We start from the raw sequence: 26,249 nt of genomic DNA, 5'->3' as shown, positions 1-26,249 counted from the left end.
GTACGGCTCCGGGCCTAGAATCAGAACCATGCTCACCCCGCGTCAGGAGCTGATCCTCGGCAAGGTCGTGGCGGACTACCTCGAGTCCGGCCAGCCGGTCGCGTCCAAGGGGCTCGCCGCCGAGGTCGAGTGGGGTCCCTCGACGATCCGCAACGAGCTGGCGATGCTGGAGGAGCACGGCCTGCTCGCGCATCCGCACACCTCCGCCGGACGCGTGCCGACCGACGCCGGCTACCGCTACTACGTCGACCGTCTGCTGCGCCAGCCGGTCCCGACCGCGGTCGTCGCCGCTCCGCCGCTGGCGCTGTCGCTCGTGCGCCACGAGGTCGACGAGGCGATGCGCGTCACGACCGCGACGCTGTCGCAGGTGACGAACCTGCTGGCGATCGCCTCCGCGCCGCCGATCGAGACCGCGACGATCCGCCACGTCGAGGTGCTGCTGCTGCAGCCGCAGGTGCTGATGGTCGTCGTGATCACCTCCACCGGCGGCGTCACCAAGCGCGTCTTCGGCTTCGAGACGCCGGTCGACGCGGGCCTCGCCGACTGGGGCGCGAGCTTCCTCAACGAGCAGCTCGTCGGGATGGGCCTCGGCGCGCGCAAGCTGCACCAGCGGCTGGCGGATCCGACCCTCGGCTCGCGCGAGCGCGGCTTCCTCGACGCGATATCGCCGGTCTTCACGCAGCTCGCCGACACCAGCGAGGACACGCTCTACGTCGACGGCGCCGCGCGCCTGGTGAGCGACTTCGGCTTCCAGGACGTGACGCAGCTCAACGAGGTGATGCAGATGCTGGAGCGGCGCGTGACGCTGCTCGGCGTGCTCAGCGCGGCCCTGGTCGAACGCGACGTCTACGTCCGCATCGGCAGCGAGAACGAGGCGCCGGCGCTGCGCTCGCTCGCGCTCGTCGCGGCCAGCTACGGCCTGCCGCGCCAGAGCCTCGGCACGGTCTCCGTGATCGGCCCGCTGCGGATGGACTACGACCACGCGATCCGCTCCGTGCGCGCCGCCGCGCACCAGCTGTCGCGCTTCGTCGAAGACGTCTACGACGGCTGATCGCGGCCGCCGCGCCTCGTCGCAAGGCGCCATCCGGGCGCGCTGGAGACCGTTCTCTCACCGGTCACATACCATGAGGGGGTGTCCATCGCGAGCGACTATTACGAGCGCCTCGGCGTCCCGCGCGACGCCGACGGCGAGCAGATCAAGAAGTCCTTCCGCCGCCTCGCCCGCGAACTGCATCCGGACGTCAACAGCGACGACCCGGAGGCCGAGACGAAGTTCAAGGCCGCGGCCGAGGCGTACGAGGTGCTCTCAGATCCCGAGCGCCGCGCCACCTACGACCGCTACGGTGCCGACGGCCTCAGAAACGGCGGCTTCCAGCCGAGCGGCTTCGGCTCCTTCTCCGACATCTTCGACGCCTTCTTCGGCGGCGACGTGTTCGGCGGCGGGGGTGGCCGCGGCGGTCCGGCGCAGGGCGGCGACATCGCCGTCACGGCGACGATCGAGCTGGCGCAGGCGGCGACCGGGACCCCGGTCGACGTCGCGTACGAGGCCGTCGTGCGCTGTGAGACCTGCCACGGCAACGGCGCTGAGCCCGGCACGCCGATCGAGACCTGCGAGCGCTGCGGCGGCTCCGGCCAGCTGCGGACCGTCTCGCGCACCCCGTTCGGCCAGGTCGTGCGCGCGACCGCGTGCGACGTCTGCCACGGCGACGGCCGCGTGCCGAAGTCGCCCTGCAAGACCTGCCAGGGCCGCGGCCGCAAGGTTTCGCGCATGACCGTCAGCGTCGACGTGCCGGCGGGGATCTCCGACGGCCAGCGGATCCGCCTGTCCGAGCGCGGCCACGCCGGCGAGCACGGCGGCCCGCCCGGCGACCTGTACGTGCTCGTGCGCGTCAGAGAGGACCAGCGCTTCGTCCGCGACGGCGACGACCTCGTCACCGCGATCGACGTCGCCGCGCCGCTCGCCGCGCTCGGCACGACGCTGGAGGTCCCGACGCTCGACGGCCCCGTCGCATTGGAGGTCCCGGCCGGCACCCAGCCGCACGAGACGCTGACGCTGCGCGGCAGAGGCATGCCGGCGCTGCGACGCGGCCGCAGGGGCGACCTGCGCGTCGTCGTCAACGTCGTCATCCCGCGGCGCCTCTCGCACGAGCAGCGGGAGCTGATGGAACGCCTCAGCGCGACGCTGGGCGAGGAGAACCTGCGCAACGACGAGGGTGTCTTCTCCAAGCTCAAGCGGGCGTTCGGGGCATGATCCGCCTCGCGCTGAGAGTGGCGCGAGCGGACGCCGAGATCGCGCTCGCCGAGCTGCTGGAGCTGGCGCCGAGCGGCGTCGAGGAGGTCGACCGCGGCGACTTCGTCGAGTACGCCGTCTACGGCCCGCCCGGCGAGCTGCCGGAGCTGCCGGAGCTGGAGGCGGCCGTCGGCGGCGCACTCGTGGAGGTCACGACGAGCGAGCTGCCCGACGACTGGAACGAGCGCTGGAAGGACTTCCACAAGCCGCTCGTGCTCGGCGACCGCCTCGTCGTGCGCCCGCCGTGGGAGCCGGCCTTGGGCGCCGCCGTCGAACTCGTGATCGACCCTGCGCAGGCGTTCGGCACGGGTTCCCACGCAACGACGCGGCTGTGTCTGGAGCTGCTGCTGTCGCTGGCGCAGGAGGGCGCCCGCGGCCCGCTCGTCGACGTCGGCTGCGGCTCCGGCGTGCTCGCGATCGCCGCGGCGCAGCTCGGCTGGGGACCGGTCGTGGCGATCGACTACGACCCGCTCAGCGTCGAGGCGACGATCGAGAACGCGACCGTCAACGGCGTCACGCTCGACGTCCGCAGGGGGGACCTGCGCACGGAGACGATGCCCGCCGCCCCGACCGTGCTCGCGAACCTGCTGCGCCCGCTGCTGCTGGAGTACGCCGCGAACCTCCCCGAGCCCCCGCAACGCCTGATCGCGTCCGGACTGCTCGTCCACGAGGCGGACGAGATCGCCGCGGCGTTCGAGCGCCATGGCCTGAGAGAACGCTCCCGCCTGGAGCTGGGAGAGTGGGCCGCTTTGTTGCTGACCGTCGCGTGAGCGACCGTCGACGCCGCAGGCCGCCTCGGTGCGCAGCATCACGGCCGGGAGCCAACCAGAATCGGCGCGCGCGACGTTGGGCTCGACGGCGATCCGGGCATAGGCTTCGTCAATGGCCTGGGACATCGTCATCGCCGGCGGCGGGTTCGGCGGGTACTACGCCGCTCGCACGCTCGAGAAGCAGCTGCCGGCGCACGCGGCGCGCGTCACGCTCGTCAACGACGTCAACTTCATGCTCTACACGCCGCTGCTGCCCGGCGCCGCGGCCGGGACGCTGGAGCCGCGCCACGTCGTCGTGCCGCTGCGCGAGCAGCTCAGACGCACCGATCTGTGGCTCGGCCACATCACCGGCGCCGATCCCGCACAGAACCGCGTCACGGTCGACTCGCTCGACGGCCGCAAGCACGACCTCCACTACGACCAGCTGATCGTCGCGCTCGGGTCGATCTCGCGGACGCTGCCGATCCCCGGCCTGGCGGAGCACGCGGTCGGCTTCAAGACGCTCTCGGAGGCGATCGCGCTGCGCAACCGCGCGGTCACCTCGCTGGAGATCGCCGAGACGATCCACGACGCGGAGGAGCGCGCGCAGTACCTCACGTTCGTCTTCGTCGGCGCCGGCTACGCGGGCCTGGAGGGGATCGCCGAGCTGCAGGACTTCGTCACCGACGTGATCGACCTCTACCCGCGCTGCCGCGTGCAGGGCGTGCGCTTCATGCTCGTCGAGGCGCGCGACCGCGTGATGCCGGAGGTCGCGCCGCGGCTGGCGGCGTTCGCCGAGCGCGAGCTGCGCGGGCGCGGGATGGAGATCCGCACGAACACGACGATCGAGGCGGTCGCCGCCGACGCGGTGACGCTGAAGGGCGGCGAGGTCGTCCCGTGCCGCACGCTCGCATGGACCGCGGGCGTCAAGCCGAGCCCCGTCGTCGCCCGCCTCAACCTGCCGCTGCTGGGCAGAACCGGCCGCATCGAGACCGACCAGACGATGCGGGTCGCCGGCCATCGCAACGTGTGGGCGATCGGCGACGCCGCCGGCGTTCCGGATCCCGCGCGCAAGGGCGAGTTGTCGCCGCCGACCGCGCAGCACTCGATCCGCCAGGGCAGACGCGTCGCGCGCAACGTCTCCGCGGAGCTGGGCGGGAGCGGCAGCGTCAAGCCGTTCACCTACAAGACGAAGGGCGTCTTCGTCGACATGGGCCGCCACCAGGCGGTCGCGAGCGCGATGGGGATCAGACTGCGCGGCTTCCCGGCCTGGTTCCTGGCCCGCACCTACCACCTCGCGAACATGCCCGGCTGGCACCGCAAGTCGCGCCTGCTGGTCGACTGGACCGTCTCGCTCCTGTTCCCCCGCGACACCTCCGAGCTGGGCCAGATCGGCAACCCGCCGGAGCTGGAGCATCCGGGGCCGCCCAGCAACGGGAGCGGGCCGGAGAGAGCGAGAGCGAGAGCGAGGGCCTCGAGAGCGAGACCCGCCGGGAGAGCCAGATCGGCGGCAGCGAGAGCCAGCGCCGCCGCCGAGCCGCCCGCGAGAGGGAGACCGGCGCCGGAACCGCTCCCAAGAGCCAGAGCCAGAGCCAGAGCGCCGCCCCCCGCCGCCGACTGACGCCTCAGCTCACGTACGGATCGCGGCCCGCGCGCAGTTCGCCGGCCGCGCGTCTGAGCGCCGCGACCGTGTGCTGGGCGAGCGCGCCGCCGGTGCTGATGCGGGCGATGCCGAGCATGGTCCTGAAGGTAGGACGGAGGAGCGGCATCGAAAAGGTCCAATTCACGCTCGGCAGGGGAGACCAACAGGTTCGTGTCTGCTCCCGCGCCGAGCCTTCCGCGAGCAGCGCGGACGCCCCCGCGAAGGCGCCGCCGGCCCGGCTATCCTTGATGGACCGTGACCGTCGTCGAACAGCTGAGAACAGACATCACCGCCGCGATGAAGGCGGGCGAGAGAACGCGCGTAGGCGCGCTCCGGCTGGTGCTGTCGGAGCTGCAGAAAGCCGCGAAGGAAGGCGACGCCGACGAGCAGGCCGTGCTGCGCCGTGAGCGCAAGCGCCGGCTCGACGCCGCCCAGCAGTTCCGGGACGGCGGTCGCGAAGAGCTTGCAGAGCAGGAGTCCGGTGAGGCGGAGCTGATCGCCGGCTACATGCCGGCGGAGTTGTCCGACGCCGAGATCGACACGGCCGTCAGCGCCGCGATCGAGGAGACCGGCGCCAGCTCGCCGAGGGACATGGGCTCCGTCATGAAGGCGACGATGGCCCGCGTCGGCGGTCGCGCCGACGGCAAGCGCGTCTCGGCGCGCGTGCGGGAGGCGCTGGCGTCGTAGTGCCAGGCACGAGCGCATCGGGAGCGGCGACGACGGTCAAGCGCAAGCTGGAACTGGACAACGCGGTCGCGGCGGAGCTGTCGGGCACGCAGGACGAGGTCCTGCGCACGCTCGAGGACAACCTCGCCTGCGCGGTCTGGCTGCGCGGCAACGTGCTGACGCTGGAAGGCGAGCCGGAGGCGGTCGAGGCGGCCGCGCAGGTCGTCCAGGAGGTCTCCGACCTCGTCTCGCGCGGCCATGAGATCGCCCCTGGCACGATCCAGGCGATCCAGGGCGCGCTGCAGCAGCACGAGTCGCCCAGCAGAGTGCTGGAGGACGTGATCTGGCGCCACCGCTCGACGAAGGTCGCGCCCAAGACCGTCAACCAGAAGCGCTACGTCGACTCGATCCGCAACAACACGATCACGTTCGGCGTCGGCCCGGCCGGCACCGGCAAGACGTGGCTGGCGGTCGCGATGGCGGCGGCCGCGCTGAGCAGGCGAGAGGTCAATCGCATCATCCTCACGCGCCCGGCGGTCGAGGCGGGCGAGCGGCTCGGCTTCCTGCCCGGCGACCTGATGGCGAAGGTCGATCCGTACCTGCGGCCGCTGTTCGACGCGCTGCACGACATGATGGATCCCGAGAGAGTGTCCGCGCACCTGGAGCGCGGCGTGATCGAGATCGCGCCGCTGGCGTTCATGCGCGGCCGCACGCTCAACGACTCCTTCATCATCCTCGACGAGGCGCAGAACACGACGCCCGAGCAGATGAAGATGTTCCTCACGCGCCTCGGCTTCAACTCGAAGATCGTCGTGACGGGCGACGTGACGCAGATCGACCTGCCCAACGACCAGCGCTCGGGCCTCGTCACCGTCGGCGAGATCCTCTCCGACGTGAGAGGCATCGACTTCGTCCGCTTCGGCGGCGAGGACGTCGTGCGCCACAAGCTGGTGCAGCGGATCGTCGCCGCCTACGACGAGCACCAGCAGCGACTCGCCCCGGAGCTGAGGCCAGCATCCGATCGCAGGCGAGCGTAGGCTGCCGGGATGTTGGAAGTCGAGGTCATCGGGCTCGATGACGCCGAGATCGACGGGCTGACCGCGATCGACGTCGAGGAGCTGTGCGGGTTGGCGTTCTCGTCCGCGGGGATCGAGGACGGCCACGTCGCGGTCGCGTTCGTCGACCCCGACACGATTCAGACGCTCAACCGCGACCATCGCGGCAAGGACTCGCCGACCGACGTGCTGTCGTTCCCGATCGACGGCCTCGACGACGGCGCGCCCGTGCACGGCCCGCGCGAGCTCGGCGACGTCGTCATCTGCCCGCCTCACACCGAGGATCTGAGCGAAGCCGTCGTCCACGGCGCGCTGCATCTGACGGGCATGGACCACGAGGTCGACGACGGCGAGATGCTCGCCTTGCAGGCGGAGCTGCTTCGATGGGTCAGACCTTGATGGACATCAGCGAGAACAGAACCCGCAGCGGCTTCATCGTGTTGGCCGGCCGCCCCAACGTCGGCAAGTCGACGTTGACGAACGCGATCGTCGGCGCGAAGGTCGCGATCGTCTCCGACAAGCCGCAGACGACGCGCCGCGCGATCCGCGGCGTCCGCACGACGCCCGCCCACCAGCTCATACTCGTCGACCTGCCCGGCGTGCAGAGGCCGCGCGACATCCTCACCGAGCGGATGCAGAGCCGCGTCGAGAGCGAGCTGCGCGGCGCTGACGCCGCGCTGATGCTGATCAACGCCGAGCAGGGCATCGGCCCCGGCGACCGCTTCATCGCCCAGCTGCTGAAGAAGGCGCCCGTGCCGGTCGTGATTGCCGTCAACAAGATCGACCGCTGCAACAAGCACGAGACCGCGATCGTGTTGCAGGCCGCCGCCGACCTCGACGTCGCAGACGAGATCTTCCCGATCTCCGCCGCCAAGGGACACGGCGTGCAGACACTCGTCGGCCACCTCGCGTCGATGCTGCCCGAGGGCCCGTTCTTCTTCCCGCCCGAGGACAGATCCGACCAGGCCGAGAGCGTGCTGCTGGCCGAGCTGGTGCGCGAGCAGGTGCTGCGCCGCACCCGCCAGGAGGTCCCGCATGCGGTCGAGGTCGAGGTCGGCGAGATCGACGACCACGACCCGGACCTGATCTACGTGCGCGCCGTCGCGCTGGTCGAGACGGAGTCGCAGAAGGGGATCCTGATCGGCGCCGGCGGCCGCATGATCAGAGCGATCGGTACGGCCGCGCGCAGAGAGCTGGAGCGCGAGCTGGGCACGCGCGTGCACCTCGACCTGACCGTGCGCGTGCGCAAGAGCTGGCGTACGGACGAGCGTCTGCTCGACCGCCTCGGCATCGAGTAGCGACGCGCCATCCGCTCGCGCCGCGCATCAGCCCCGCCGACCAATACAATCCACCGACCGATGCCCGATCTAGACGTCGCGTTCGACGACTCCGGCCTCGTTCCGTGCGTGATGCAGGATTGGCGCACCGGCGAGGTCCTCACGCTTGCCTACATGAACGCGGAGGCGCTCAGCAAGACGCGCGAGACCGGCGAGATCCATTTCTGGAGCCGCTCCCGCAACGAGCTGTGGCACAAGGGCGCGACGAGCGGCAACACGCAGAAGGTGCGCGCGCTGCGCCTCGACTGCGACGGCGACGCGATCGTCGCGCTCGTCGAGCCGTCCGGTCCCCCCTGCCACACCGGCGACCGCACCTGCTTCCACCGCGGCGACATGACGCCGGCCGCGCCCTATGAGGTGCTGCCCCAACTGCAGCGCACGATCGCCGAGCGCGCCGCCGCCAGACCCGACGGCTCGTGGACGGCGAAGCTGCTGGCCGACCCGCGGCTCGCGGGCGAGAAGGTCGAGGAGGAGGCGGAGGAGGTCGTGCGCGCCGTGCGCGAGGAGAGCGACGAGCGCGTCGCCAACGAGGCCGCGGACGTCATCTACCACCTCTCGGTGCTGCTGCACTCGCGCGGCCTGTCGCTCGTCGACGCCGAGCGGATCCTCGACGAGCGCAGCCGCTGAGCCGATGACGCCGCCCATCCAGCCGCCCGCAACCGCCCAGCGCGTGACCCCGTCGCTCGACGAGGTCCGCGAGCTGGCCCGCGCGCACACGCTCGTGCCGCTGCGCCACACCTTCGTCGACGACATCGAGACGCCCGTCTCGGCGTTCCTCAAGCTGCGCGGCGAGGGCCCGTCGTTCCTGCTGGAGTCGGCCGAACAGGGCCGCATGGGCCGCTGGTCGTTCATCGGCTTCCGCCCCCGCAGCGTGCTGCGCTGGTCGCTCGGCGACGAGGGCGACCCCTACGCGCTCGCCGCGGAGGAGGTCGCAAAGGCCAGGCAGGCGCAGACGCCGGGGCTGCCGCCGTTCTCCGGGGGTGCGGTCGGGTTCTTCGGCTACGACCTCGTGCGCACCGTCGAGCCGCTCGGCGAGCCGAACCCGGACCCGGTCGGCCTGCCCGACATGGCGCTGATGCTGACCGACGTGATCGTCGCGTTCGACCACTTCAGACACGAGCTGCACATCCTCGCCAACGTCGACGCCGAGGCGGAGGACCTGGAGCAGTCCTACGCCGCCGCGGTCGAGGCGATCGAGGAGGTCCGCTGGAAGCTGTCCGGACCGGTCCCGCGCCCGGACCGCCCGCCGGCGCCCGGGCGCGACCGCACCGTCGACTTCAGAAGCAACATGCCGCGCGAGCAGTTCGAGGGCATGGTCACGCGGATCGTCGAGTACATCCACGCCGGCGACGCCTACCAGGTGGTGCCGTCGCAGCGCTGGTCGGCCGAGGTCGGGATCGAGGCGTTCTCGATCTACCGCGGCCTGCGCGCGGTCAATCCGAGCCCGTACATGTACTTCCTCGACTTCGGCGACTTCGAGATCGCCGGCGCCAGCCCCGAGCCGCTGCTGACGTACAGAGACGGGATCGTGCGCACGCGCCCGATCGCCGGCACGCGCCCGCGCGGCGCCAACGCCGAGGAGGACGCGCAGTTGGCGGAGGACCTGCTCGCCGACACGAAGGAGACGTCCGAGCACGTCATGCTCGTCGACCTCGGGCGCAACGACGTCGGCCGCGTCAGCGAGTACGGCAGCGTCAGAGTCGACGGCTTCATGGAGATCGAGCTGTACAGCCACGTGATGCACATCGTCTCGCGCGTCTCCGGCCGTCTGCGCGAGGGGATCGGCCCGCTCGACGCGCTGCGCTCGATCCTGCCCGCCGGTACGCTCTCCGGCGCACCGAAAGTCCGCGCGATGCAGATCATCGACGAGCTGGAGCCCGTCAAGCGCGGCGGCTACGGTGGCGCGATCGGCTATCTGTCATACACGGGGGACCTCGACACGTGCATCCACATCCGGACGGTGGTCGTGAAGGACGGCGTCGCGCACGTCCAGGCCGGCGGTGGCACGGTGGCTGACGCGAAGCCCGACTACGAGTTCCGCGAGTCCGAGGCGAAGGCGCGCGCGGTCAAGCAGGCGATCGAGCTGGCGGCGGCGCAGCCGGAGTGGCCCTGATGCGCGTCCTCGTCGTCGACAACTACGACTCGTTCACGTACAACCTCGTCCAGTACCTGGGCGAGCTGGGCGCGGAGGTCGAGGTCGTGCGCAACGACCACGCCTCGGTCGAGGAGCTGCTGCTGCGCGGCTACGATCGCGTGATCGTCTCGCCCGGCCCCTGCACCCCCGACGACTCCGGCATCTCGATCGAGGTGCTGAGACGCTTCCCCGCCGCCGGGATCCCGGTGCTCGGCGTCTGCCTCGGCCACCAGGCGCTCGGCCAGGCGTACGGCGGCAAGGTCATCCGCCACAAGCCCGTCCACGGCAAGACGGAGCCGATCGAGCACGACGGCCGCACGGTCTTCGCGGGCCTGCCGTCGCCGCTGACGGTCGGCCGCTACCACTCGCTCGTCGTCGACGAGCAGCTGCCGGACGTGCTGGAGGTCTCCGCCCGCGGCGGCGGCGTGATCATGGCGCTGCGCCACAAGACGCTGCCGGCCGAGGGGATCCAGTTCCATCCCGAGTCGGTCCTGACCGACCAGGGCCACGACCTGCTGCGCAACTTCCTCTTCGGCGGCAAGGCCGTCCCGGACGCGGAGCCGGCGGCGATCTGACGATGGCCGCCGACCTGCTCACGCGCGCGATCGACACGCTCGCCTCGGGCGAGGACCTGAGCGCGGACACCGCCGCGGCGGTGCTCGCCGAGATCTGTAGCGGCAACGCCACCGACGCCCAGATCGCCGCCGTCCTGATCGCGCTGCGCACGAAGGGGGAGACGGTCGGCGAGCTGACCGGCCTGGCGCGCACGATGCGCGCGTTCGCCACCCACGTGACGATCGAGCGCGACGATCTGCTCGACGTCGTCGGCACCGGCGGCGGCAGACAGACCTTCAACATCTCGACGACCGCGGCGCTGATCGCGGCCGGCGCCGGCTGCGCGGTCGCCAAGCACGGCAACCGCTCGGCGACCGGCAAGTCCGGCGCTGCCGACGTGCTGGAGGCGCTCGGCGTCAACATCGACCTCGAGCCGGCGGCGGTCGCGCGCTGCGTCGAGCAGATCGGCTTCGGCTTCATGTTCGCGCCCCATCACCACGCGGCGATGCGCTACGTGATCCCGGTTCGCAGAGCGCTCGCCGTGCGCACGGTGATGAACTTCCTCGGCCCGCTGACGAGCCCGGCCGGCGTCACGCGCCAGCTGACCGGCGTCGGCGACCGCCACTACCACGAGACGATCGCGGGCGCGTTCGCCGAGCTGGGCGCCAAGCACGTCCTGATCGCCTGCTCGCAGGACGGTCTCGACGAGCTGTCGACGGTCGCCCCGACGGACGTGATCGAGGTGCGCGACGGCGAGATCACGCGCTGGACCGTGACCGCCGCCGACGTCGGCCTCGACACGCCGCGCTACGACGACCTGCGCGGCGGAGGGCCCGAGCAGAACGCCGCCGTCACGCGTGCGATCCTCGACGGCGAGCGCGGCGCCCCGCGCGACATCGCCGTCCTCAACGCCGGCGCCGGCATCTACGCGAGCGGCCGCGCCGACACGCTGGAGGCGGGCGTGCGCGCCGCCGAGGCCGCGATCGACAGCGGCGCCGCGCGTGAGACCTTGGAGCGATACGTGTCCCAAACCCAGGAGCTGGCAGCAGCATGAGCAATGTGCTCGAACGCATCGTCGACTCGACCCGACGCGACGTGGAGCACCGCCGCAGCCAGGTGCCGCTCGCCGAGCTGGAGCGGTCGCTGCTCGGGCGCGGCGAGGACCGGCCGTTCGCGGAGGCGCTCGTCCATCCCGGCATCTCGGTGATCGCGGAGCACAAGCGGCGCTCGCCGTCGGCCGGCGAGATCCGCGAGGGGGCGACCGTCGAGGAGGTCGTCAGAGCCTACGAGCGGGCCGGCGCCGCGGCGCTGTCGGTGCTGACCGAGCGCCACCACTTCGGCGGCTCGCTCGACGACCTGCGCGCGGCGAAGGCGGCCGTGCGGCTGCCGATCCTGCGCAAGGACTTCGTCGTCGACACCTACCAGGTCTACGAGTCGGCGGCCGTCGGCGCGGACGCGATCCTGCTGATCGTCGCGGCGCTGGAGCCGAAGGAGCTGACGCGGCTGCACAGCGAGGCGCTCGCGCTCGACCTCGACGTGCTCGTCGAGGTGCACGACGAGGAGGAGCTCGACGTCGCGCTGGAGCGCGTCGACGCCGACGTGATCGGGATCAACAACCGCGACCTGACCGACTTCACCGTCGACGTGCAGCGGACGTTCGAGCTGCTCGCCGACATCCCGGCCGGCAAGACGGTCGTGTCGGAGTCCGGCATCGTCCACCGCGACCAGCTCGACGAGCTGGAGCGCGTCGGGGTCGACGCCGTGCTGGTCGGCGAGGCGCTGATGCGCGCCGACGACATCGAACAGGCCTGCCGCGCGCTGACGCGGCTCGACGACGAGTTCTGACCCGCGGCGACGCCCGCTCGCGGACGTTTAGGTCGTATTCAGCGCGGCTCGCGACACTGACCTCGGATGAGAGCGCTCGTTCGTTCCCCCTTCGTCGCCGCGCTTGCGGGCGGCGCGGTCGTCGCCGTGGCGCTGTTGGCGCTCGGCGTCTCCGGCGCTGACCACACGACGACGACCGTGATCCAGCAGGCGGCGATGTCCAACGGCGCCGGCGGCGCGACGCTTGCGCTGACGGCCCGTGACATCTACGACCGCGACGCCCCCGGCGTCGTCTACGTGCGCGCCGGAGCGGTCGCGCAGACGACCTCGACGCTCGGGCGCCAGCAGGCGGATCCGCAGGGCGCCACGACCGGCACCGGCTTCGTGATCGACGACGAGGGCCACATCCTCACCAACCACCATGTCGTCGGGGACGCCAAGACGGTCAACGTCCGCTTCGGCGACGAGACGACCGTGAAGGCGCGCGTGCTCGGCCAGGACGAGACGAACGACCTCGCGCTGCTGAAGGTCGACCCCGCCAGCGTCGCGCTGCACCCGCTCACGCTCGGCGACTCCAGTGACTGCCGCGTCGGCGACCCGGTGATCGCGATCGGCAACCCGCTCGGCCTCGACCGCACGCTCACGACCGGCGTCGTCTCCGCGCTGCAGCGCCAGCTGCGGGCGCCCAACGGCTTCACGATCCAGCACGTGATCCAGACCGACACCGCGATCAACCCCGGCAACTCCGGCGGCCCGCTGCTGGACTCCAACGGCCGCGTCATAGGGATCAACTCGCAGATCGCGACGACCGGCAGCGGCGGCGGCGCGGGGATCGCGTTCGCGATCCCGATCAACACCGCCAAGACGCAGCTGGAGGAGCTGAAGCGGACCGGCAGCGTCAGGCACTCCTACGTCGGCATCACCGGCGTGACGATCGACGAGCGGCTCGGCAGCCTGCGGCTGGGCGCGCGGCGCGGCGTGCTCGTGCAGGCGGTCCACCCCGGCAGCCCCGCCGCCGCGGCGGGCCTGCGGGGCGGCACGATCGAGAGCCAGGTCGACGGCGAGACGCTGATGCTGAGAGGCGACGTGCTGACCTCGATCGACGGCGAGACGCTGCGTTCGATGGAGCAGCTGACGACCGAGGTCGCCGACCGCCAGCCGGGCGCTCAGATCAAGCTCGGCGTGCTGCGCGCCGGTGCCTCGATGCAGCTGACGCTGACGCTCGGCGTCGCGCCGAAGCAGCTGCCGGACCAGACCGCCGCGCCGTAGCGCGCCGCCGGACGGCCACCAGCCCGCCACCTGCCCGCCAGGCCGTCGGCGCGGACTCGCAGCGCCTACCATGTCGGGCATGGCCACACGCATCAAGTTCTGCGGGATCACCCGCCTGGAAGACGCCGAACGCGCCGTCGAGCTGGACGCCTGGGCGGTCGGAATGATCCTGTGGCCGGGCTCGCCGCGTCACTGCAAGCCGGCCGAGGCGGTCGCGATCGGCAGCGCGCTGCACCGCCGCGCCGAGGTCGCGGGCGTGTTCGTCAACGCCCACCTCGACCACGTCGTCGCGAGAGCCGACGAGATCGGGCTGACGCTGATCCAGCTGCACGGCGACGAGGGGCCGTCGTTCTGCACCGAGGTCGCTCGCCGCACCGGCGCGAGAGTGATCAAGGTCGCGCGCGTGAGAGACCGCGCCGACGTGCAGGCCGCGCGCGCCTTCCGCACCGACTACCGCCTGCTCGACACCTACGTGAAGGGCGAGCCGGGCGGCACGGGGGAGACGTTCAACTGGGAGCTGGCGCGGATGATGCCGCACGACCGGCCGCTGATCCTCAGCGGTGGGCTGACACCCGAGAACGTCGTCGAGGCGATCGGGGTGGTGCGGCCGTTCGCGGTCGACGTCGCCAGCGGCGTCGAGCTGTCGCCGGGCATCAAGGACAAGGCGCGGATGGGGGAGTTCTCCGACGCCGTGAGAGCCGCCGACGCGGCGCTGAGCGAAGAAGGGCAGGCTGCATGATCACCTCCGTGGAGCACCGCTACGGCCCGTACGGCGGCCAGTACGTGCCCGAGACGCTGATGCCGGCGCTGGCGGAGCTGGAGGCGGCCTGGCTGGAGGCCAACCGCGACCCCGAGTACACGACGCGGCTCAGCGAGCTGCTGCGCAACTACGTCGGCCGCGCGACGCCGCTGTACCTCGCCGAGCGCGTCAGCGAGGTCGTCAGACGTCCCGTCTACCTCAAGCGCGAGGACCTCAACCACACCGGCGCGCACAAGATCAACAACGCGCTCGGCCAGGCGCTGCTGACCAAGCGGATGGGCAAGCCGCGCGTGATCGCGGAGACCGGCGCCGGCCAACACGGCGTCGCGACCGCGACCGCCTGCGCGCTGCTGGACCTCGAGTGCGTCGTCTACATGGGCACCGAGGACATGCGGCGGCAGAAGCCCAACGTCGAGCGGATGCGGCTGCTGGGCGCGACCGTCGAGCCGGTCGAGGCCGGCACGCGGACGCTGAAGGAGGCGACCTCCGCGGCGATCCGCGACTGGGTCTCCAACGTCGCCACGACCCATTACGTCCTCGGCAGCGCGGCCGGCCCGGCGCCGTTCCCCGCGCTCGTGCGATCGCTGCAGCGCGTGATCGGCGACGAGGCGCGCGAGCAGATCCTGCAGGCGGAGGGCCGGCTGCCCGAGCGCGTGATCGCGTGCGTCGGCGGCGGCTCCAACGCGATCGGCATCTTCACCGCCTTCATCGAGGACAGATCGGTGCGGCTGGTCGGCGTCGAGGCGGCCGGCGAGGGGCTCGACACGCCGCGCCACGGCGCGCCGCTGACGAAGAACGCCCGCCCCGGCATCCTCCACGGCGCCTACTCGGCGCTGATGCAGGACGACGAGGGCCAGATCCTCGAAGCGCACTCGATCTCCGCCGGGCTCGACTACCCCGGCGTCGGACCGGAGCACGCGTGGCTGCGCGACACCGGTCGCGCCACCTACGTCGCGGTCACCGACGCCGACGCGCTGTCGGCGTTCCAGCGGCTCGCGCGGCTGGAGGGGATCATCCCGGCGCTGGAGTCCTCGCACGCGCTCGCGTGGGCGCTCGCCAACGGCGGCAGCGAGCTGGACGTGATCTGCCTCTCGGGGCGCGGCGACAAGGACCTCGCGCAGGCGCTGGAGATGATCGGCGGCGTGAGCGACGGCGGCGCGGCCGTCGCGGACGACATCGCGGCCGGCACGGAGGACGCGGCATGAGCACGGAGACCCAGACCGGCATCGAGCGGATCGCGGCGGCGTTCGCCGGCAGCGGCAAGCGCGCGGCGCTGATGCCGTACCTGATGGGCGGCTTCCCCGACCTGGAGACGTCGCTGGCGATCGGCGAGGCGTACGCCGACGGCGGCGCCGACCTCGTCGAGCTGGGCGTGCCGTTCTCCGACCCGCTCGCCGACGGCCCCGTGATCCACGAGGCGGGGACGCGGGCGCTCGCCGCCGGCGCGACCGTGGCGGGCGTGCTGGAGGTCGGCCGCAAGCTGTCCGAACGGCTGCCGGTCGTGCTGATGGCGTACGCGAACCTCGTCTACGGCCCCGGCTTCGAGGCGTTCGGCGACCAGCTCGTCGCGCACCGGATCAGCGGCCTGATCGTGCCCGACCTGCCGCTGGAGGAACAGGCGACGCTGCTGGAGGTGCTCGAAGCGCGCGGGATCGCGCTCGTGCCGCTGGTCGCCCCGACGACGCCGGAGGAGCGGCTGACGCGGATCGGCGCAGGCGCGCGCGGCTTCCTCTACACCGTCTCGGTGACCGGAACGACCGGCGAGCGCGCCGCGCTCGACGACCGCCTCGGCGGCGTCCTGACGCGGGCCGCCGCGTCGACCGACGTGCCCGTCGCGGTCGGCTTCGGGATCGGCACACCCGAGCAGGCGCGCGCCGCGGCCGACGCGGGGGCGGCCGGGGTGATCGTCGGCAGCCGCCTGGTGCGGGCCGCCGCGGAGGCGTCCGATCCGGCCGCCGCCGTGCGCGAGCTCGTGAGCGCGATGTCCGACGCGCTCCGCTAGGATTCGCCGCCTTATGCCTCTCGCACTCGCTTCCACCTTCGCCCTGGGCCTTTGGATCCTGCTGTGGGCCCTCGGCATCAGCGGCTTCGACGGCCTGCTCCTGTCCGGCCTCGTGGTCCTGCTCGTGGGCGGCGTCAGAGCGCTCGGCAGCTACCTCCCGAAGAACAGACGCCTGGCCAGACGCGGATCCGCCCCCCAGGGCGGCTGGTGATCGCCTGAGAGCACCGGCTCGCGGCGCTGGACACGATCCAGCGAGCCTCAAAGACGACCCGGTCTGATCGGCTCGCTGGATCGCGCCCAGCATCCACGATCCGGCACTCTCAGACGACCACCCCTGGATTAACCGAAAAACGTTCGGGCAAGTTCCAAGTACCGCAGATCGACGGTCTTGATCCCTTCGACCTGCGCGAGCGGGACGCTCGTCATCTCGGTGCCGTGCAGGGCGACCATCCGGTCGGTCTCGCCGCGCATCACGAGGTCCGCCGCGTGGGCGCCGTATCTGGTCGCCAGCACGCGGTCGGTCGCCGTCGGCGTGCCGCCGCGCTGGATGTGGCCGAGCGCCGTGACGCGCGTCTCGTAGCCGGTGCGCTGCTCCAGCTCGACCGCGAGCGCGGCGCCGATCCCGCCGAGGCGCGGATAGCCGTACTGGTCGACGTCCTCCGAAGCGCGCACGAGCTGGCGCTCGCCGGCCTCGAACGCGAGCTGCGCGCCCTCGGCGACGACGATGATCGAGAAGTCCTTGCCCCTTTCGTGCCGGCGCGCGATCGCAGCCGAGATCTCCTCGACCGTCAGCTCCAGCTCGGGGATCAGGATCGCGTCGGCACCACCAGCGATGCCCGCGTAGACGGCGATCCAGCCGGTGTTGCGGCCCATCACCTCGAGGATCATCACGCGGTCGTGCGACTGCGCCGTCGTGTGCAGCCGGTCGATCGCGTCGGTCGCGATCTGCACCGCCGTGTCGAAGCCGAACGTGTAGTCGGTGTGCGTGACGTCGTTGTCGATCGTCTTCGGCACGCCGACGACGGGGATCCCCAGCTCCTCCTGCACCCGCCGGGTGATCATCATCGTGTGCTCGCCGCCGATCGCGATGATCGCGTCGAGCGGGTCCTGCGTCTGCTGGCTGAGCACCTTCTCGATCCCGTGCTCCTCGCGAAACGGGTTGTAGTTCGAGGTCCCGACGATCGTGCCGCCGAGGTGCAGGATGCCGGAGACGCTGCGCTGGTCAAGCTCGATCCAGTCGTGCTCGGCGAGGCCGCGGTAGCCGCGGCGCAGTCCGATCGCCTGGTGTCCGTGCGTCATCAGGCGCCGCGCGGCGGCACGGATGACGGCGTTGAGGCCGGGGCAGTCGCCGCCGGCGGTCAGGATCCCCACTCGCATTGCGGCCTACCGTAGCCGCTGCTCCGGAGACTGTCGACGGACCGTTGCAGGTCCCCGACGAACGGGGGGTGCGGTTGCCACCACCGCGTGTCGACGCGCGCCTTCGTAGAATCGGAGCCGCTTGCTCCGTTCCTTCTCCTCCTCGTCGACGCGCCGCCGGCCACTGCCGCTGCTGGCTGCGCTCGTGTGCCTGCTCGCGCTGCTGCTCGCCGGCTGCGGCGACGGCGAGGACGCGAGCGGCAGACCGGTCGCCGGGACGCGGCTGGCGATCTACTCCTCGATGCCGCTGGAGGGGCCGGACCGCACGCCCGCGCTCGACGTCGTGCGCGCGCAGCAGATGGCGCTGCGCGACGCCGGCTCGACCGCCGGCCGCTACGACATCGACCTCGTCTCGCTCGACGCCGCGACGCCGAAGGAGAACAGCTGGGATCCGGCGCAGATCTCCGACAACGCGCGCAGAGCGGCGAAGGACGACGACGCGATCGCCTATCTCGGCGAGTTCCACACCAGCTCCTCCGCGATCTCGATCCCGCTCGTGAACGAGGTCGGGATGCTGGAGGTCAGCCCGATGGACACCGCGACGGCGCTGACCGCGAGAAACCTCGCGGTGCCGGATTCGCCCGCGAAGTACTTCCCGAAGGGCAAGGACTACGGCCGCACGTTCGCGCGCGTCGTGCCGTCCGATCGCGAGCAGGCCGCCGCGCAGATCGAGTACATGCGCCAGGAGGGCGTCAGACGGCTCGTGATGCTGACCGACGAGGATCCCGTCGGCGTCGACTACGTGACGGCGCTGAGAGCGCTCGCGAGAGCGCACGGGATCGCGATCGTCGGTCGCGAGGACGTCGATCCGCACGAGCAGGATCCGCGCGACCTCGTCGAGAAGATCGAGCTGGCGAGACCGGACGCGGTCTTCTACGCCGGCGACACGCACGACGGCGTCGTGCGGCTGTGGCAGGACCTGTCGGTCGCCGACCCGATGCTGAAGCTGTTCCTGCCCGGCTCGGCCGTCGACGCGGCGTTCGTCGAGTCGATCGGCGCGGCCGCCGCCTCGACCTACGTGACGCGTCCGGTCCTCGGCCTGCGCGCCTATCCGGCCGCCGCGCAGAAGTTCGCGAAGGCGTTCGAGCGGCGCTACGGCAAGCGGCCCGAGCCCGAGGCGCTGTACGGCTACGAGGCGATGAGCGCCGTGCTGGCGGCGATCAGACGCGCCGTGCAGGAGGCCGGCGACGGCAGGCTCGACCGTGCCGACGTCGTGCGCGCGTTCCGCGACACCAGACGCAGAGGCACCGTCCTCGGTGACTACGAGATCCTGTCCAACGGCGACACGACGCTGAGACGCTTCGGCGCCTACCGGATCGTCGGCGGGCAGCTGAAGTACATGCACCCGCTGGAGGGGTGACCCTCAGCTCAGCGCCGCTCTCAGCGCCTCGTCCAGCTGGGGGTGCTTGTACGCGTAGCCCAGCTCCAGCGGCCGTTTCGGCACCGCGCGCTGGCCCGTCGTGACGATCTGCTCCATCTCGCCGTAGAGCAGCTTCAGCGCCAGCCGCGGGATCGGCGCGACCGCGGGGCGGTGCAGCGCGTGGCCGAGCGCCTTCGAGAACTCCGCGTTGGTGACCGGGGTGGGGGCGCTGCCGTTGAGCGCGCCGGCCCAGCGGTCGTCGCCGTCGAGCGCGGCGAGGTAGATCCCGACGAGGTCGTCGGCGTGGATCCACGGCATGTACTGGCGCCCGCCGGCGACCGGCCCGCCCGCGCCGAGCTTGAACGGCGTCAGCATCTTCGCCAGCGCGCCGCCGTCGGGATCGAGCACGACGCCCGTGCGCACGCGCGCGACGCGCACGCCGAGGTCCTCGGCCGCGAGCGCCTCGTGCTCCCACGCGACGCAGACGCCGGCCAGGAAGTCGCTGCCGGGCGGCGTCGACTCGTCGACCTGCTCCTCGCCGTGCGGGCCGTAGTAGCCGACCGCGGAGGCGGACACGAGCACGCGCGGGCGCGGCTCGGCGGCGCCGAGGCTCGCGACGAGGTTGCGCGTCCCGACCGAGCGGCTCTCGCGGATGCGCGCCTTCACCTCGTCGCTCCAACGCTGCGCGACCGGCTCGCCGGCGAGGTGCACGACGCCGTCACGCCCGCTCATCGCCTCCACGGGCGCGGGCCCGGCGGAGGGATCCCACGCGACCGCCTCGATGTCGTGACCGAGCTTCTCGCGCGCGGCGCCGGGATTGCGCGAGAGGACCGTGACCTGGTCGCCGCGCCCGCTCAGCGCGGCCACCAGCTTCGTGCCGATCAACCCGGTCGCTCCCGTCACCGTCACCCGCATCGTGCCGCCTTCCGCCGTCGTTGAGCCGTCAGGGAGGCTACGCCCGGGCGGGGTCGGGGGTTCAACGCTCGTCGCTCCCACCCGTTGTGTTGTGCCCCAGATCTTTGGTCAGTCCCGTGAAGCGCGTATCGCTCGAAACGAGTGTGAGACGAGTAGTGCTTGTGGACCGACTCGGCGAGCGCGACCGGATAGCACGTGCATGATCGCTCTCAGGTACGAGCGTCGTGACGCCGGACACTGTGCAGAGACGCGAGCGTTCGCGCGCAACCTCCCGGAGATTGCGCGTCCCGGACTGGCCACGACGGGAACTCGCAGGAGATCTCCTGACGAAATGTGCCGCGCTGCGGCTAAGACGTTGCGTTCGCGTTGCCCCTTGTGGCGGCGGAAATGAGAACCTTGAGCGGTGCAGCGGAAGCCACGGTCGAACACTGATGTCGATGCTCTGGTCGCTACGGCGGATCACTCCATGTCGAGCGCGGCAAGGAGAGCTCGCAAGCCCTGGTACCGTCTCGTGGCACGGAACGGTTGCAAGGTCACGCGGGCAGTCGGCCGCTGCGCCAGCGTGTGCAGGGCAAGAGGTCAGGCGTTGGATGGCGGGGTTGCTCGCAGCCGCCACGGCGCAAGACCGCACGTCGAAGATCTACTGCCAACCCGAAATTTGCTTCGATGCCGCCGATGACCGATCCGACCCACCCTCAGCTTCCGTCTGGCTGGGTGCAGACCACAGTCGCAAACGTCGGGCGAGTACGTCTCGGGCGTCAGCGGTCGCCTGAGCAACACAGCGGACGATTCTCCACCCCATACGTGCGGGCCGGGAATATCACACCAGCGGGCGTTGATCTGAGCGACGTCTTGGAGATGGATTTCACGCCGGATGAGCGGGCGGTGTATGCGCTCATCGACGGGGATGTCCTGCTGACTGAGGCTTCCGGGAGCGCGAGCCAGGTCGGGCGGCCTGCGATCTGGCGCGGAGACCTGCCTCTGTGCTGCTTTCAGAATACGGTCATCCGCGTCCGGCCCCACGCGGCTGATCCAGAATACGTGCTTCTCGTCTTTCGCCACTATATGGCGTCGGGCTTGTTTGCCGATGCCGCGCGCGGCATCGGGATTCAGCACTTGGGCGGGGCCCGCCTCGAGCAGCTCCCGTTCCCGCTGCCGCCTCTCGCCGAGCAGCGGCGAATCGTCGCTGAGGCCACGCGTCGCGGTGACGAGTTGCGGGCCGCGGCCGACTCGCTCGAGACGGCGCTCGCGCGGACGCACGAGCAGGATTCGGAGGTGCTGTCGGCCGCGGTCGCGGGACGGATTGTTTCCGCGGACATTGCGCCGTCCGGCCTCCCTGCGGGCTGGCGGCTCACCTCTGTGCGAGACGCCGGAGAGGTTCGCCTTGGACGCCAGCGCTCTCCGGCGAGTCACAGTGGTCCCAACATGCGGCCGTATCTGCGTGTGGCGAATGTGCTCGAGGATCGAATCGATTTGAGCGACGTCAAGGAGATGAATTTCACACCCGAGGAGGCCGAGATCTACGCCCTCGAGCCCGGCGATATCCTGCTGAACGAGGGCCAGAGTCTCGAACTCGTCGGCCGGCCCGCCATGTATCGCGGCGAACTGCCTGGCGTGTGCTTTCAGAACACGCTGGTGCGCTTTCGCGCCATCCCGGAAGTCGACCCGGAGTTCGCACTCATCGTCTTCCTGCACTATCTGCGATCTGGCGAGTTCAGGCGCATCGCCCGAGGGTCGACAAACATCGCGCATCTCTCTCGCACACGTTTCGTGGAGATGCCGTTCCCGGTGGCACCGCTCGATGAGCAGCGGGCAATCGCCAACGAAGCCCGTCGGTTTCTCGACGAGTCACGCGTGCGTCGCGAGATGCTCGTCCGCTCGCTCGATCGGATCGCGCAGGTTGAGAAAGAGGTCCTGGCTGCCGCCGTGTCGGGTGCGCTCGTTCCCCAAAATGAGGGTGACGAGCATGCCGAGGACCTGTTGAAGCGCTGCGGGCCGCCGCCGCTGGACCGCCGCGCTATTGATAATCGAGCCGTGGAGGAGGGCAACATGGCCAAGCAACCGGACTCGGAGCCGCGACGGCTGGGCGAGCCGGAGCTCGCTGCGGCACTGCGTCGATCAGGCCCAATGCGCATCCCGGAGCTGTGTCGGTCGGCCGGCTTCGACTTGAACGACGTCGGAGAGATCGAGCGCTTCTATCTCGCCCTGCGCAACGAACTCGGAGTGTCGGTTGAGGCTGTGGGCGAGCGCGAGGAGAACCAGACCCTGGGGGCGGTCCCGGATGCGCCTTGACAGGCTCTACATCGGCGAGTTCAAGAATCTCCGCGATCTTCAGATTGACTTCGACGAGCGCTCCCCGTACACGGTCATTGTTGGTGAGAACGGCGCGGGGAAGTCGAACCTGCTCGAGGCCCTCACGCTGATCTTCCGTCAGCTCGATCTCGGTAGACCGGCACCGTTCGACTACCGCTTGTCGTACCGTTGTCGTGACCACGACATCAAGGTTGAGGCGTCCGCGGAGGCGTATCCGAGAGTGCACGCGCGCGCAAAGGGCGCCGGAGACTACCGCCGACTGTCGCGCAAGGAGTTCGCCAGGGAGGACGCGAACGGGCCGCTCTATCGACCCGCGTTCGTGTTCGGGTACTATTCAGGTCCAACCGACCGGCTCGCGGCGTTCTTCGAGCGCCATCGCGAACGGTACTACGACCACATCATCACCGCTCCCGAAATGCGGCGGCCTGCGGCCGATCCGAATAGCCTGCGACGGCTCTTCTATGCAGAAACGCTGCACGGGCAATTCGCACTGCTCGCGTTCTTCATGAACTCCGACGATGACGACGGCGGCGAGCGTGCGTTCCTGCGGGAGAAGCTTCAGATCGATGGGCTCGACAGCGTGCTGTTCGCGCTGAAAAGACCTCCCTGGGGCGGAGCACGCAGGGACGGTGATTCCCGCTTCTGGGAGGCGGTCGGCGAAGTCCAGACCTTTCTCGACCGCGTATACGACGCCGCATTGATGCCGTCCCGCATGTCGCGACGGATCGCGGTTGACCTTGCGAAGAACCCGGCCGTCGAGAGCCTCTACCTCTTCCTCCGTGATGCTGCCGCGCTCGAGCGCGTCTACCATCACTACGACGGACCTTACGCATTCTTCACGGCGCTCGAGAGTACCCACCTTTCGAAGCTGCTCGGTGAAGTTCGTACGCGCGTTCGTATGACACCGGCTGCCGGCGGCGGCGAGGTCACGTACCGCGATCTGTCGGAGGGTGAGCAGCAGCTCCTGCTCGTACTCGGCCTGCTCAAGTTCACGGCTCGTAGTGAAGCGCTCTTCCTGCTCGACGAGCCCGATACGCATCTTAACCCTGCCTGGAGCACGCAATATCTTGACTTCCTCGACCGTTTCATGGTCGATCGCGATAGCTGCCACATCCTTCTGACCACTCACGACCCGCTCGTATTTGCTCAGCTCACGCGCCCGCAGGTACGGATCTTCCGCCGCTCAGGGGAGGGCACCGCCGTTGTCGAAGAACCCCTGAACGATCCGCGAGGGATGGGGATCCAGGCGATCCTCGCGAGCGATCTCTTCCGCCTCCCGTCCGGCGGGCTCGATCGGGCGACACTGCGTGATATTGAGCGCCAACGATCGCTGGCGCTCAAGGACTCGTTGACAGAGGAGGAGCGAAACGAGCTGCGCGCGGTGACCGACCGACTGAACACGCGGGCCTTCTGGAAGCAGGATCGCGATCCGCTTTACCAGCTGTTCATGGAGCAGTTTATGCCACGATTCGCCGCTGCGGGCGGTCCTGTGGAGACAGAGACCTCGCAGGTGAGCTTTGAGGACATCCGTCGTCGCGAAGAGCTCGCCGATGTGGTGGCTGAGGAGATCGCTCGCGAGTTCGCCCTTGAGCCGCCCGCGTTATGAAGTTCATCGACCTCGACCTCGTGCTGAGAGACGCTCAAGCACAGATGTTGATCGAGACCGCGGAGGCGGTTCGCGGCGAGCTGCGTGCGGCCCCTGACGCGGCCAGCCGCCGGGAACTCATGCGGACTAAACGCGCCGCATGGGCTGATTTCCGGGCGCTGTTCGAACGGACCTATGGTGCCAAGTGCTGGTACACCGAGTCCAAGAATCCGGGCACCGACGACGACATCGACCACTACCGTCCGCAGCGTAGCGTCGCTGAGGCGCCAGACCATGACGGCTATTGGTGGGAGGCATTCAACTGGGAAAATCTGCGGCTTAGCTGCCATCGCGCCAATCGCCGGCGCAGCAACCCGGACACTGGCACGGTTCTGGGCAAGGGCGATCACTTCCCGCTGCTCGATGAGGCACACCGCTGGTGCTCGCCTGACTCCTTCTGCTGCGAGGAGCCGGCGTTGCTCGATCCCACCGATCCCGAGGATCCGCCCCACCTGACCTTTGACATTGACGGTCGCGTCGCCATCGCTCCTGCCTACGCGAGGTCGGACATGGCGATCCGACGAGTAGAGGCGAGCCGCGAGTTTCTGCACCTCGACTGGCCGGCGTTCGTCGACGATCGGCGCGACCTGTATGCCGTGATCTACGGACATGTCTTGACCGGCGATAGGGCGGAGAAGGCTAAGCTGCAGGGCGAGGCTGCGGCGGGCGAGACACTCAAGACGGTGATCAGAGAGCTGATCCGACTCGCTGGCGTCGACCAGCCCTATTCACGCGCGGCCGCCGCATACATCCGACGCTTCCGTGATCGTACGTGGATCGAACGCGTGGTCCTCTTCTACCTCCCCGAGATTTCGACATGAGCACTCCCACAGCCCACGAGCTCGTCCGCAGGCTCTGGCAGTACTGCAACGTCCTGCGTGACGACGGTCTCTCGTATCCGGACTACGTCGAGCAGCTCACGTATCTCCTGTTCCTAAAGCTTGCCGACGAGCGCGGCGACGAGATCCTGCCCGCTCGCTTTGCCTGGAGATCGTTTGCGTCGCTCGATGCGGAGTCGATGCACCGCACCTACGGGGAGTCGCTGGCCGCTCTCGGGAATGAGGGAGGAACGCTTGGTCTGATCTTCCGCAATGCGCGCAACAAGATCTCCGATCCAGCGAAGCTGCGGTTGCTCGTCGTCGACCTTATCGGCGAGACCGAATGGCTGGGACTCTCCGCCGATCTGAAGGGCGATGCGTACGAGGGTCTGCTCGAGAAGAACGCGCGGGATACCAAGAGCGGGGCTGGCCAGTATTTTACCCCCCGGCCTCTGATTGATGCCGTGGTCGAGTGCGTCGATCCGGTCCCTGGAGAGGTCATCCTCGACCCTGCGTGCGGGACAGGCGGGTTCCTGCTCGCAGCTCACGAGCACATCCTGCGTGCACATCCGAGGCTGTCGCCAAGAAAGCGCAAACACCTGCGTACGAAGGCAATCCGCGGCGTCGAGCTCGTACAGGAGGTCGCTCGGCTTGCGGCGATGAACCTCTTTCTTCACGACATCGCAGGTGACGCGGACGACGAGCTGCCGATCGTCTGCGCCGACAGCCTGGCAGTCCCGCCAGCTGAGCAGGTCGACGTCGTCCTCTCGAACCCTCCGTTCGGCGTGAAGGGCAGCGTGACATATGCTGCGACCAACGGCTCGGGCGCCGCGGACGCGCTCACCATCGTCCGTCCCGACTTCTGGGTGAGAACGGCGAACAAGCAGCTCAACTTCGTGCAGCACATCGCGGCGTGCCTGGGTGAAGGGGGTCGTGCGGCGATCGTTGTGCCCGACAACGTGCTCTACGAGAGTGGTGCGGCAGTCACGATCCGGCGGCGGCTGCTCGAGAGTTTTGATGTCCACACGCTTCTTCGCGTGCCAGCGGGCCTGTTCTACGCTTCCGGCATCAATGCCAACGTTCTTTTCCTTGAACAGCGGAGAGTGCGCGAGGGAGCGCTGTGGGTCTACGACCTGCGTTCCGGGAACCACTTCTCGTTGAAAAAGCGCCCGTTGCGCGCGGACGATCTCCACGACTTCGTGACCCAGTACGGCACACCCCGTCGCGTGGGTCGAGCCGAGACATTGCGTTGGCGTCGGTTTGCGCACGCCGATTTGCTGGCCTCCGACGATGTCCGCCTGGATCTCGCCTGGGACGTGAGCGAGGCCGAGCCGAAGATCGCGGGATTGGCACGCGTCGAGGAACTCTCGGCACAGATCGCAGCAGATCTCGAGAAGGCATTGGAGCACTTGGCGCGCGCAGCGCCTCGTTAGCAAGGCGAGGCCCAAGTTCGATTCTGGCCCACTCGTGTGGACATCACTCGGCGACGGCGCGAGCGG

The 26,249-nt window shown here is 70.0% G+C and carries 25 protein-coding genes; 23 read left to right on the top strand and 2 right to left on the bottom strand.

Annotated elements, in window-relative coordinates:
• The first annotated feature begins 28 nt into the window (after positions 1-28).
• From hrcA to Q7L65_RS11175, 18 genes are all read left to right on the top strand, one after another.
• Complete coding sequence (gene hrcA / locus Q7L65_RS11260; RefSeq protein WP_304721182.1) at positions 29-1,051, top strand: heat-inducible transcriptional repressor HrcA; 1,023 nt, start codon at positions 29-31, stop codon at positions 1,049-1,051.
• Between the two features lie 81 nt (positions 1,052-1,132).
• The gene (gene dnaJ, locus Q7L65_RS11255; protein WP_304721181.1) at positions 1,133-2,251 is read left to right on the top strand and encodes a molecular chaperone DnaJ; all 1,119 of its coding nucleotides are present in this window, start codon (positions 1,133-1,135) and stop codon (positions 2,249-2,251) included.
• Positions 2,248-3,060, top strand: coding sequence for a 50S ribosomal protein L11 methyltransferase (locus tag Q7L65_RS11250; protein WP_304721180.1), 813 nt, complete (start codon positions 2,248-2,250; stop codon positions 3,058-3,060). The genes dnaJ and Q7L65_RS11250 overlap by 4 nt, the downstream gene beginning before the upstream one ends.
• 112 nt (positions 3,061-3,172) lie before the next feature.
• Complete coding sequence (locus tag Q7L65_RS11245) at positions 3,173-4,660, top strand: NAD(P)/FAD-dependent oxidoreductase (protein ID WP_304721179.1); 1,488 nt, start codon at positions 3,173-3,175, stop codon at positions 4,658-4,660.
• 276 nt (positions 4,661-4,936) lie between these two features.
• The gene (locus Q7L65_RS11240) at positions 4,937-5,368 is read left to right on the top strand and encodes a GatB/YqeY domain-containing protein (protein ID WP_304721178.1); all 432 of its coding nucleotides are present in this window, start codon (positions 4,937-4,939) and stop codon (positions 5,366-5,368) included.
• Complete coding sequence (locus tag Q7L65_RS11235; RefSeq protein WP_304721177.1) at positions 5,368-6,384, top strand: PhoH family protein; 1,017 nt, start codon at positions 5,368-5,370, stop codon at positions 6,382-6,384. The genes Q7L65_RS11240 and Q7L65_RS11235 overlap by 1 nt, the downstream gene beginning before the upstream one ends.
• A 9-nt stretch (positions 6,385-6,393) precedes the next feature.
• Positions 6,394-6,801, top strand: coding sequence for an rRNA maturation RNase YbeY (ybeY, locus tag Q7L65_RS11230; protein WP_304721176.1), 408 nt, complete (start codon positions 6,394-6,396; stop codon positions 6,799-6,801).
• Complete coding sequence (gene era, locus Q7L65_RS11225; protein ID WP_304721175.1) at positions 6,786-7,700, top strand: GTPase Era; 915 nt, start codon at positions 6,786-6,788, stop codon at positions 7,698-7,700. Before ybeY ends, era begins: the two co-directional genes overlap by 16 nt.
• A gap of 60 nt (positions 7,701-7,760) precedes the next feature.
• On the top strand, positions 7,761-8,366 hold the full coding sequence (hisIE, locus tag Q7L65_RS11220; RefSeq protein ID WP_304721174.1) for a bifunctional phosphoribosyl-AMP cyclohydrolase/phosphoribosyl-ATP diphosphatase HisIE: 606 nt from the start codon (positions 7,761-7,763) through the stop codon (positions 8,364-8,366).
• A gap of 4 nt (positions 8,367-8,370) precedes the next feature.
• Positions 8,371-9,852, top strand: a complete 1,482-nt coding sequence (gene trpE, locus Q7L65_RS11215; protein WP_304721173.1) for an anthranilate synthase component I — start codon at positions 8,371-8,373, stop codon at positions 9,850-9,852.
• The gene (locus Q7L65_RS11210) at positions 9,852-10,448 is read left to right on the top strand and encodes an aminodeoxychorismate/anthranilate synthase component II (RefSeq protein WP_304721172.1); all 597 of its coding nucleotides are present in this window, start codon (positions 9,852-9,854) and stop codon (positions 10,446-10,448) included. The genes trpE and Q7L65_RS11210 overlap by 1 nt, the downstream gene beginning before the upstream one ends.
• Positions 10,449-10,450: 2 nt before the next feature.
• Positions 10,451-11,482: an anthranilate phosphoribosyltransferase gene (gene trpD, locus Q7L65_RS11205; RefSeq protein ID WP_304721171.1), complete on the top strand. Its 1,032-nt coding sequence runs from the start codon at positions 10,451-10,453 to the stop codon at positions 11,480-11,482.
• Entirely contained in the window at positions 11,479-12,273 is a 795-nt protein-coding gene (gene trpC, locus Q7L65_RS11200) for an indole-3-glycerol phosphate synthase TrpC (RefSeq protein WP_304721170.1), read from the top strand. The genes trpD and trpC overlap by 4 nt, the downstream gene beginning before the upstream one ends.
• A 66-nt stretch (positions 12,274-12,339) precedes the next feature.
• Entirely contained in the window at positions 12,340-13,521 is a 1,182-nt protein-coding gene (locus Q7L65_RS11195; protein ID WP_304721169.1) for a S1C family serine protease, read from the top strand.
• A 79-nt stretch (positions 13,522-13,600) separates the two neighbouring features.
• A complete protein-coding gene (locus Q7L65_RS11190; protein WP_304721168.1) occupies positions 13,601-14,260 on the top strand; it encodes a phosphoribosylanthranilate isomerase in 660 nt (219 codons plus the stop codon).
• A complete protein-coding gene (gene trpB, locus Q7L65_RS11185; protein ID WP_304721167.1) occupies positions 14,257-15,486 on the top strand; it encodes a tryptophan synthase subunit beta in 1,230 nt (409 codons plus the stop codon). Before Q7L65_RS11190 ends, trpB begins: the two co-directional genes overlap by 4 nt.
• Complete coding sequence (trpA, locus tag Q7L65_RS11180) at positions 15,483-16,283, top strand: tryptophan synthase subunit alpha (RefSeq protein ID WP_304721165.1); 801 nt, start codon at positions 15,483-15,485, stop codon at positions 16,281-16,283. The genes trpB and trpA overlap by 4 nt, the downstream gene beginning before the upstream one ends.
• A gap of 13 nt (positions 16,284-16,296) precedes the next feature.
• Positions 16,297-16,494, top strand: a complete 198-nt coding sequence (locus Q7L65_RS11175) for a hypothetical protein (RefSeq protein WP_304721164.1) — start codon at positions 16,297-16,299, stop codon at positions 16,492-16,494.
• A gap of 128 nt (positions 16,495-16,622) precedes the next feature.
• Here Q7L65_RS11175 and Q7L65_RS11170 read toward each other — a convergent pair whose 3' ends face one another.
• Positions 16,623-17,660 (bottom strand): 6-phosphofructokinase, encoded by a 1,038-nt coding sequence (locus tag Q7L65_RS11170; protein WP_304721163.1) that lies wholly within the window; start codon positions 17,658-17,660, stop codon positions 16,623-16,625.
• 121 nt (positions 17,661-17,781) lie between these two features.
• On the opposite strand from Q7L65_RS11170, the gene Q7L65_RS11165 reads away from it, so the two are divergent.
• Positions 17,782-19,059, top strand: coding sequence for a branched-chain amino acid ABC transporter substrate-binding protein (locus Q7L65_RS11165; protein ID WP_304721162.1), 1,278 nt, complete (start codon positions 17,782-17,784; stop codon positions 19,057-19,059).
• Between the two features lie 3 nt (positions 19,060-19,062).
• On the opposite strand, the gene Q7L65_RS11160 is transcribed toward Q7L65_RS11165, so the two are convergent.
• A complete protein-coding gene (locus tag Q7L65_RS11160; protein ID WP_304721161.1) occupies positions 19,063-19,974 on the bottom strand; it encodes a TIGR01777 family oxidoreductase in 912 nt (303 codons plus the stop codon).
• Between the two features lie 858 nt (positions 19,975-20,832).
• Here Q7L65_RS11160 and Q7L65_RS11155 point away from each other — a divergent pair.
• Genes Q7L65_RS11155 through Q7L65_RS11140 form a run of 4 tightly spaced genes read left to right on the top strand, consistent with a single transcriptional unit; the run spans position 20,833 to position 26,183 of the window.
• On the top strand, positions 20,833-22,266 hold the full coding sequence (locus tag Q7L65_RS11155; protein ID WP_304721160.1) for a hypothetical protein: 1,434 nt from the start codon (positions 20,833-20,835) through the stop codon (positions 22,264-22,266).
• Positions 22,256-23,893, top strand: a complete 1,638-nt coding sequence (locus Q7L65_RS11150) for an AAA family ATPase (protein WP_304721159.1) — start codon at positions 22,256-22,258, stop codon at positions 23,891-23,893. Before Q7L65_RS11155 ends, Q7L65_RS11150 begins: the two co-directional genes overlap by 11 nt.
• Entirely contained in the window at positions 23,890-24,753 is an 864-nt protein-coding gene (locus tag Q7L65_RS11145) for a hypothetical protein (protein WP_304721158.1), read from the top strand. The genes Q7L65_RS11150 and Q7L65_RS11145 overlap by 4 nt, the downstream gene beginning before the upstream one ends.
• Positions 24,750-26,183, top strand: coding sequence for a class I SAM-dependent DNA methyltransferase (locus Q7L65_RS11140; RefSeq protein WP_304721157.1), 1,434 nt, complete (start codon positions 24,750-24,752; stop codon positions 26,181-26,183). Before Q7L65_RS11145 ends, Q7L65_RS11140 begins: the two co-directional genes overlap by 4 nt.
• The last annotated feature ends 66 nt before the right edge of the window (positions 26,184-26,249 follow it).

Origin of the sequence: Conexibacter sp. CPCC 206217, from assembly GCF_030646165.1 — a bacterium.
Taxonomy (GTDB): domain Bacteria; phylum Actinomycetota; class Thermoleophilia; order Solirubrobacterales; family Solirubrobacteraceae; genus Conexibacter.
Note: the sequence above shows the minus strand (reverse complement) of the source record. Positions and strands in the feature narration are given on the sequence as shown.

What these genes read in the sequence shown, in the direction of transcription:
- hrcA (WP_304721182.1), top strand. Translation starts at nt 29, where the DNA reads ATGCTCACCCCGCGTCAGGAGCTGATCCTCGGCAAGGTCGTGGCGGAC.
- Q7L65_RS11250 (WP_304721180.1), top strand. Translation starts at nt 2,248, where the DNA reads ATGATCCGCCTCGCGCTGAGAGTGGCGCGAGCGGACGCCGAGATCGCG.
- Q7L65_RS11245 (WP_304721179.1), top strand. Translation starts at nt 3,173, where the DNA reads ATGGCCTGGGACATCGTCATCGCCGGCGGCGGGTTCGGCGGGTACTAC.
- ybeY (WP_304721176.1), top strand. Translation starts at nt 6,394, where the DNA reads ATGTTGGAAGTCGAGGTCATCGGGCTCGATGACGCCGAGATCGACGGG.
- era (WP_304721175.1), top strand. Translation starts at nt 6,786, where the DNA reads ATGGGTCAGACCTTGATGGACATCAGCGAGAACAGAACCCGCAGCGGC.
- hisIE (WP_304721174.1), top strand. Translation starts at nt 7,761, where the DNA reads ATGCCCGATCTAGACGTCGCGTTCGACGACTCCGGCCTCGTTCCGTGC.
- trpE (WP_304721173.1), top strand. Translation starts at nt 8,371, where the DNA reads ATGACGCCGCCCATCCAGCCGCCCGCAACCGCCCAGCGCGTGACCCCG.
- Q7L65_RS11210 (WP_304721172.1), top strand. Translation starts at nt 9,852, where the DNA reads ATGCGCGTCCTCGTCGTCGACAACTACGACTCGTTCACGTACAACCTC.
- trpD (WP_304721171.1), top strand. Translation starts at nt 10,451, where the DNA reads ATGGCCGCCGACCTGCTCACGCGCGCGATCGACACGCTCGCCTCGGGC.
- trpC (WP_304721170.1), top strand. Translation starts at nt 11,479, where the DNA reads ATGAGCAATGTGCTCGAACGCATCGTCGACTCGACCCGACGCGACGTG.
- Q7L65_RS11195 (WP_304721169.1), top strand. Translation starts at nt 12,340, where the DNA reads ATGAGAGCGCTCGTTCGTTCCCCCTTCGTCGCCGCGCTTGCGGGCGGC.
- Q7L65_RS11190 (WP_304721168.1), top strand. Translation starts at nt 13,601, where the DNA reads ATGGCCACACGCATCAAGTTCTGCGGGATCACCCGCCTGGAAGACGCC.
- trpB (WP_304721167.1), top strand. Translation starts at nt 14,257, where the DNA reads ATGATCACCTCCGTGGAGCACCGCTACGGCCCGTACGGCGGCCAGTAC.
- trpA (WP_304721165.1), top strand. Translation starts at nt 15,483, where the DNA reads ATGAGCACGGAGACCCAGACCGGCATCGAGCGGATCGCGGCGGCGTTC.
- Q7L65_RS11175 (WP_304721164.1), top strand. Translation starts at nt 16,297, where the DNA reads ATGCCTCTCGCACTCGCTTCCACCTTCGCCCTGGGCCTTTGGATCCTG.
- Q7L65_RS11170 (WP_304721163.1), bottom strand. Translation starts at nt 17,660, where the DNA reads ATGCGAGTGGGGATCCTGACCGCCGGCGGCGACTGCCCCGGCCTCAAC.
- Q7L65_RS11160 (WP_304721161.1), bottom strand. Translation starts at nt 19,974, where the DNA reads ATGCGGGTGACGGTGACGGGAGCGACCGGGTTGATCGGCACGAAGCTG.
- Q7L65_RS11155 (WP_304721160.1), top strand. Translation starts at nt 20,833, where the DNA reads ATGGATTTCACGCCGGATGAGCGGGCGGTGTATGCGCTCATCGACGGG.
- Q7L65_RS11150 (WP_304721159.1), top strand. Translation starts at nt 22,256, where the DNA reads ATGCGCCTTGACAGGCTCTACATCGGCGAGTTCAAGAATCTCCGCGAT.
- Q7L65_RS11145 (WP_304721158.1), top strand. Translation starts at nt 23,890, where the DNA reads ATGAAGTTCATCGACCTCGACCTCGTGCTGAGAGACGCTCAAGCACAG.
- Q7L65_RS11140 (WP_304721157.1), top strand. Translation starts at nt 24,750, where the DNA reads ATGAGCACTCCCACAGCCCACGAGCTCGTCCGCAGGCTCTGGCAGTAC.